6 protein-coding genes are annotated in these 6763 nt (G+C 74.6%); 1 reads left to right on the forward strand and 5 read right to left on the reverse strand.

Going from position 1 to position 6763, the window contains the following annotated elements:
• Both O2W53_RS15105 and O2W53_RS15110 read right to left on the reverse strand, forming a co-directional pair.
• Nucleotides 1–885: a carbohydrate kinase family protein gene (locus tag O2W53_RS15105; protein ID WP_269163878.1), complete on the reverse strand. Its 885-nt coding sequence runs from the start codon at nt 883–885 to the stop codon at nt 1–3.
• Between the two features lie 8 nt (nt 886–893).
• Entirely contained in the window at nt 894–1832 is a 939-nt protein-coding gene (locus tag O2W53_RS15110) for a pseudouridine-5'-phosphate glycosidase (protein WP_269163879.1), read from the reverse strand.
• Between the two features lie 70 nt (nt 1833–1902).
• Here O2W53_RS15110 and O2W53_RS15115 point away from each other — a divergent pair, with 70 nt between their 5' ends.
• Nucleotides 1903–2133: a DUF3039 domain-containing protein gene (locus O2W53_RS15115; RefSeq protein ID WP_269163880.1), complete on the forward strand. Its 231-nt coding sequence runs from the start codon at nt 1903–1905 to the stop codon at nt 2131–2133.
• Between the two features lie 73 nt (nt 2134–2206).
• Here O2W53_RS15115 and O2W53_RS15120 read toward each other — a convergent pair whose 3' ends face one another.
• From O2W53_RS15120 to O2W53_RS15130, 3 genes are all read right to left on the reverse strand, one after another.
• Nucleotides 2207–3292 (reverse strand): YihY/virulence factor BrkB family protein, encoded by a 1086-nt coding sequence (locus O2W53_RS15120; protein WP_269163881.1) that lies wholly within the window; start codon nt 3290–3292, stop codon nt 2207–2209.
• A gap of 55 nt (nt 3293–3347) precedes the next feature.
• Complete coding sequence (locus tag O2W53_RS15125; RefSeq protein ID WP_269163882.1) at nt 3348–5825, reverse strand: VanW family protein; 2478 nt, start codon at nt 5823–5825, stop codon at nt 3348–3350.
• Nucleotides 5826–5971: 146 nt separating this feature from the next.
• Complete coding sequence (locus O2W53_RS15130; protein ID WP_231558401.1) at nt 5972–6196, reverse strand: DUF7455 domain-containing protein; 225 nt, start codon at nt 6194–6196, stop codon at nt 5972–5974.
• Nucleotides 6197–6763: the final 567 nt, after the last annotated feature.

The raw sequence follows: 6763 nt of genomic DNA on the forward strand, positions 1-6763 counted from the left end.
TCAGCGGGCGCCGGGCCGTCCCACCACGGTGGCGGCCCGCGCCAGGCCGGCTTCCAGGACGGCCGTCGGGTCGGGGTCCCCGCCCGCCGCCGTCCACGCCGTCAGCACCCCCGCGGTGAAGGCGTCGCCGGCGCCGGTGGTGTCCACCACCGTGGCCGGGTGTGCCGGCCGGTGCACCAGGAGGTCGCCGGCTGCCCACAGCGCGCCGTCGGCGCCCAGGCTGACCACGACCACCGGGTGCCGGGCCGCCAGCTCCCGCGCGGCCGCTGCCGGGTCGGCGCAGCCGGTGAGCAGGCGGGCCTCGTCCGCGTTCGGCACCAGCAGGGTCGCCGCCGCGGTGTCGGCGAGCCACCGGTCGACCCCGTGGCCGGTGAGCGGGCCGGTCGAGGCCGGGTCGACCGAGATCGTGCAGCCGGCCTGCTGCGCCGCCGCCAGGGCGGCCAGCCCGGCGGCGCGCGGACCGGCGTCCAGCAGGGTGTAGCCCGACAGGTGCAGGTGCCCGCCGGTCTCGGGTGCCGGTACGTCGGCGGGCCGCAACGCCAGGTTGGCGCCACGGTCGGCCAGCATGCTCCGCTCCCCGCCGGGTTCGACCAGGCTGACGATCGTCCCGGTCGACGCCGAGTCGACCACGCGCACCGCCAGGGCCACTCCCGCGGCCGCGAGCTCACGGCGCAGTGTCTCGCCGGCGACGTCCGCGCCCACGCAGCCGACGAGCTGCACCGGGGTTCCGAGCGCCGCCAGGTGCGCGGCCACGTTGGCCCCGGCGCCGCCGCCCCGCGTGGTGATCGACGCCGGCCGGTCCGAACCCGGTGCCGGTGCACCCGCGAGCAGGACGACGACGTCGGTGCAGACGTCGCCCACGACGACGACCGGGGGCGTCGCCACGGCCGGGATCAGCGGGGGAGCGCGGCGAGCTCGGCCGCGATCTGCCCGGCCAGCTCGGCGTTGCGCAGCACCAGTCGCACGTTGACCTCCAGGCTCGCGCCACCGCTGGCCGCGTGCAGGTGCCCGAGGACGAACGGGGTGACGTCCTTGCCGCGCGCCCCGGCGGCGTCGGCCGCGGCCAGCGCGTCGGCGATGACCCGGTCGTGCAGCGCCGGGTCCAGCTGCTGGTCGACCGGGAGCGGGTTGGCCACGACCACCGCGCCGGGAGCGAGCTCCCGCCGGGCGGCGAACACTCGCGCCGCCTCAGCGGCGGAGGCCACCGACCAGTCGACGGAGGAGCCCGAGTCGGCGACGTAGAAGCCGGGGAACCGGTGCGTGCGGTAGCCGACGACGCTGACCGACAGCGACTCCAGGCGCTCGAGCGTGGCCGGGACGTCGAGGATCGACTTCACCCCGGCACAGACCACGACCAGCGAGGTGCGCGCCAGCGCCACCAGGTCCGCGGACTCGTCGAAGGTGTCGGCGGCGTGCCGGTGCACCCCGCCGAGGCCGCCGGTGGCGAAGACGCCGATGCCGGCCCGGGCGGCGAGCAGTGCCGTGCTGGAGACCGTGGTGGCCCCGCTGCGCCCCTGTGCGATGGCGATCGGCAGGTCGCGTACCCCGAGCTTGGCGAGCTCCGGGTCGGCGCAGACCCGGTCCACCTCCGCCGCGGTCAGCCCCACGTGGGGCACGCCGTCCAGCACGGCGATGGTGGCCGGCACCGCACCTCCGGCCCGGACGGCGTCCTCGACCTGGTCGGCTGCCCTGCGGTTCTCCGGGCGGGGGAGGCCGTGTGCCAGCAGCGTGCTCTCCAGCGCCACCACCGGCCGGCCTCCGTCGAGCGCGTCGGCGACCTCCGGGGAGAGGACGGCGGTGGACGGGCTGGGGGAGCGGGGGGTCGACGGCACCCTGCCATCATGGGGGGCGCCCCGTACGGACCGGACCCCGGTCCGGACCCCCGAACCGAGGGAGCAGACCGTGAGCAGCAGCGACATCCTCGAGCGCCCGGACGTCCGCGAGTCCGACACCGGCAACGCCAACGAGGTCTTCCACTACGTCAAGAAGAACAAGATCGCGGAGAGCGCGGTCATGGGGACGATGGTCGAGGCGCTGTGCGGCGAGGTCTTCCCGGTGACCAAGACCCCCAAGCCCGGCAGCCCGGTGTGCCCGGCCTGCAAGGAGGTCTACAACCAGCTCAAGAAGGAGTAGGAGGACCCTCGCTCCGCTCGGGCCGGGACCCTGCCCGTGGGCCGGTCGAGCCCGTGCTGCGCGGACCGACCCGCTACCTCAGGCCGAGCTTCTGCGCCTCGAGCTCGATCTTCGCCGCCCGCCGACGCTGCCGGCGGCGATCGTGCCGGGGGCGCGGGGCCGGCCACCACGCCTCGATGGTGGCGTTCAGCTCGGCGCCCAGGAGCAGGGACATGCCGAGCAGGAAGCAGAACAGCAGCGCGGCGATCGGCGCGGCCAGCGCACCGTAGGGCAGGGCCACGGTGAGGATGTCGGCCACGTAGCTGCGCAGCACCACCGCTGCGCCGATGAAGAAGACGACGGCGAACAGCCCGCCGACCAGGTGCCGGTGCCACGGGAGCCGCCGCGGCAGGATCACGTGGTAGAAGCTCGTCAGCCCCAGGACCAGGGCGATGACGACCAGCGGCCAGTACACGGCGTTGACCAGCAGCGCGGCGGTGCCCTGCCAGTCGGTGGGCATGAGCGCGACCAGCGTCCCGCGGCCGAGCACCAGCAGCGGCAGCGTGAGCACGGCCAGCACCAGCCCGATGATGAACAGCCACAGCGCCATGAGCCGGGTCCTGATCGGGCCCCGCACGTCCCGCTGGTCGTAGGCGATGACCACGGTGTTGAGGAAGGTCGCCGTCGCCGAGGACCCGGCCCACAGCGAGATCACGAAGCCGATGCTGACGATCTCCAGCCGGCCGGAGTTGAGGATGTCGTTCAGGGTCGGCTGCACCAGGTCGGCCACCACGCCGGGGGTCAGCGCCTCCGCGGACGCGCTGACCAGCTCCGTCTCGATCTGGCGCACCGCATCCTCGCCGATCCACGAGCCGAGGTAGCCCAGGGAGCCCAGCAGCCCGATGAGCAGCGGGGGGACCGAGAGGATCTGCCAGAAGGCCGCCTCCGCGGACAACCCCAGGATGCGGTCGTTCCACGCCTTGGCCAGCGTGCGGCCGAGCACCTGGAGCGGCACCCGCAGCGGCGTCGGCAGTCGGCCGACCAGCCCGCGCCGGGGTGGCTCCTGAGCGCTCCCGGACCTCTGCTCGGTGGGCTGATCGGTCACCGGTGGGGTCTCGACGGTGTCGCCGTCCAGGTCACCGGCGCGCGCCGGTGAGCTGCGGGGGACGACGGAGGCCACGGGTCCAGTGTGCACGGCCAGGCTGCCCGGAGTGCCTCGGTGTCCGCCCTCGACGTCAGCCGGCCGGGGCGGGCGGCGGGGTGGTCGGCGTGGTGGCCGGCGGGCCGGCCGGCGCCGCACCGCCTGCTGCCGGGTCCGCGGCAGCAGGGTCGGCGGGCGGCGCGGGCGGGGGCACGCAGTGGATGATCGCCTCGGCCGCGTAGCGGGTCTCGAAGTCCTCCCGGCGCAGCTCGGCCTGGCTGGCGAGGTCCCGGAACACCCGGGTCACGGTGATGTCGAAGCCGCGCGACCCCGACTGGGGCGTGCAGTTCCCCTCGTCCACCTTCTCCTGGACGGCGGGCTCCCGGATGTTGCGGCGCTCGCTGCTGATCGACTCGATGTCGTAGTACTTCGTGCCCCAGAAGGTGACCGTGAGGGAGCTGGGGGTCCACTCGGTCTGCACGTAGATGCCGGTGTCGGTGTCGTTGCGCCACTTGAGGTCGATCTGACCCTCGTAGACCGTGGCCTCACGTCCCGCCGGGTAGCGGCTGATGTAGAAGCTGTGCGGCTTGTGGTAGACGTCCTCCAGCCCCGCGAAGAACACCGTGTTGAACATGGTGGTCGCGAACTGGCTGATCCCACCGCCCACCGCCTTGGACAGCTCGCCGCCGCTGATCACCGCCGCCGGGACATAGCCCTGCGCCGTGCCGCGGGGACCGGTGTACCCGTTGAGGCTGAAGGTCTCGCCCGGTCGGACGAGGGCACCGTCGACCTCCGCCGCCACGACTCGGATGTTCGTGCCACTGGCCTGGTTGGTGAACTCGGTGGTGAAGGAGCTGACCTTCTCGGTGATCCCCAGCGCCTGCGCCTGCTCGGTCGTGAGAGAGGCCGGCACCGGGCCGAGCACGCCGGTGACCGTGCGCGGAGCCGGCTCGGTGAGCACGGGGAGCAGCTGGTCGGCCAGCTGGGCCGGGTTGATGCCCTGGCCGTCGACCGACGGGACGACGGCGATCGTGTCACCGGAGACCTCGAACCGGGCGTCCTGGGCGGGGGAGCCGAAGACGCCGAAGGCCTCGCCCATCTGCGCCTGCAGCGTCGCCGGGTCGACGGCGACGGCGAGGGTGCCGTCGTCCTGCGGGGTGAACGTCAGCGACGCGGCGATCGCGGTGACCGGGACCTCCACGGACTCCGAGCCGGCGGGGCCGACCACGGTGACCGGCGCCGAGAGCGCCGGGACGACCGTCTCCTCCAGCACCCGCGCGGCCTCCTCGGCCGCCACCTGCACCTCGGTCACGTCGACCGGGAGCTCGATCGGATCGTCGACCGCGCCACCGGCGGCCAGCGTCGCGGTGATCGCCTCGGCGGCGCCGGCCCGGTCGAGGGTGCGGCCGTCGACCGGCTCCACGAGCGTCGGTTCGGTGCCGTCGAGGGTGATCGTCGCGTCGACCGGCGCCCGGTCGACGGTGGCGGCGAGCTGCTCGACCTGTGCGGCCAGCGCCGTCTCGTCGGCGGTGAGGACGGCGTCGACGTCGCGATCGGTGAACAGCGAGGTGAGCCGGGTCCACGGGTTGAGGGGCTGGTCGTCGACGGCGTCCACGGTGGCCGGCACGTCCAGGGCGATCCCCGCCGACGCCGGGTGCAGCACGCCCGTCACGTCGTCGGCCACCACCGGGTGGTCGGCGGCGACCTTCGGCGCCAGGTCGCCCTCCAGCCGCTGTGCGGCGGCAGCGGGGGAGAGGCCGCTCACGTCGACGCCGCCGACGACCGTCCCGCGGGGGACGTCGCTTCCGGCGAGGGCCAGGTCGGCGCCGTAGAGGACGCCCAGGGCGAGGAGGACGGCCGCAGGCACCAGCACCCTGCGTCGGCGCCACGCGGGGGCGTTGTCCCCGCCCCCGTCGCTGCCGTCGCTGTCGTCCCCGGCGCCGGTGGGGCGCGTCGGCGGTGGCCCGCCCGGACCGCTCGGGGCGCCCGCGGGTGAGGACCCGGTCGGGGACGTCGGGTGCGCCGCGTTGCCGTTGTCCGCGGGTCCGGTGGCTGGGGTGTCGACGCGGGGGACCACGGCGGTGTCCTCGACCGCGGACCCGACCACGGGGGCGTCCGCAGCCGTGGGGGAGTCGGCCGGCGAGGTCGTCTCGGCCGCTGGGGTGGGTGACCCGGGGACCTGAGGCTGCTCCGGTGCGGCGGTCGGCGGGGGGCCGTCTGCCTCGACCGGAGGGCCGATCACCTGGGTGTCCCCGGGCTGCGGGGAGTCCTCTGACGGCTCGCCGTCTGCGGGGGGCTGGGTGTCCACGGGCTGTCCGGGGTCCCCGGGCTGTTCGGCGTCCGCTCGCTGCTCGGCGTCTGCGGGCTGCTCGGCGTCCGTGGATGGCTGGGGGGCGGCGCCCTCAGCGGTGCCGGCGGATGCCAGCGGCTCGGCCGCGGCCGAGGGGGCGGCGTCGGCGGGCCCGGCCTTGGTCGGGGCCGGCGGTGCGGGCGGCGCCGGGCGGCTGCTGCCGACGGTGCCGTCGGGCTGCAGGCGCACGGTGTCCGAGACCCCGCGGGGTTCCTGCGGCATCGGTCGATCTCCGGATCGCGGGGGACCGGTGGCCGGTCCCGACGACGACGAAGCCGCCGACCCCCCGGTCCCGCGGTGCGGGTCCGGGCTGTCGGCGGCTTCGTCGGGTGAGGGCTTCATCGCTGGCGCGACGATAGTTGGCCCACTCAGTTGGAGAGGCGCGCCTCGCCGTCGGTCTCGATGATGTCGGCCGCGATGTCGCGGAGCTTGTCCTCGTACTCGCGTGCGTGGTGTCCACAGAAGACGAGGTCACTCCCACTCGGGAGGACCACTCGCACCTTGGCCAGAGCACCGCAACGGTCGCAGTGGAAGGGAACGACGAGTTCTTCGGTGGGCGGGGTCGTCGTCAGCGTCTGGGTCATCTGGCTCATCACTCGCTCTCTACCGCACGGACCCGCGGCTGCGGATCGGCCTCCTGCACAGCGCCAGGATGGCCCCTCGTGTTCCCGATCCTGCGCCTGTTGTGCACGGACTCGCCGAATGAGATGCGGCCGTGACACTCGAGGTGCGGGTGGAGCGGGTCAGCAGGGGACGTCACTGGTTCGGAACTGGGTCCGGATGGTGCACGTGCTGGGTGGTGCTGTCACCGGCTGGCGGTGTGTGGGTCCGCTGCTGTTCTGACGTGCCCCACGCTACGCCGTCTACCCGATGCGTGCCGCCGCACACCGCCGCGTCACCCGATGGGAGCGGTCGACCCGTTCGCGCGCCGGACACGCCAGCGGCCGGTGACCCGTTCGGGTCACCGGCCGCAGCAGACGTGCTGGAGCGGCCCCCGCAGGACGAGAGGGCTCCGCCCGGCCCCCTCCAGGGGCCCGCCCTGAGCGTGCGAAGGGTGGGGAGGAGGGGGTGTTCCCTCAGTCCAGGTAGTCGCGCAGGACCTGGGAGCGGCTGGGGTGGCGCAGCTTGGACATCGTCTTGGACTCGATCTGGCGGATCCG

It is taken from the genome of Modestobacter sp. VKM Ac-2978 (assembly GCF_026968025.1).
In the GTDB taxonomy this organism is placed as follows: Bacteria; Actinomycetota; Actinomycetes; order Mycobacteriales; family Geodermatophilaceae; genus Modestobacter.

Excerpts from the sequence above, each read along its gene's own strand:
- O2W53_RS15125 (WP_269163882.1), bottom strand. The coding sequence starts at position 5,825 with ATGCCGCAGGAACCCCGCGGGGTCTCGGACACCGTGCGCCTGCAGCCC.
- O2W53_RS15130 (WP_231558401.1), bottom strand. The coding sequence starts at position 6,196 with ATGAGCCAGATGACCCAGACGCTGACGACGACCCCGCCCACCGAAGAA.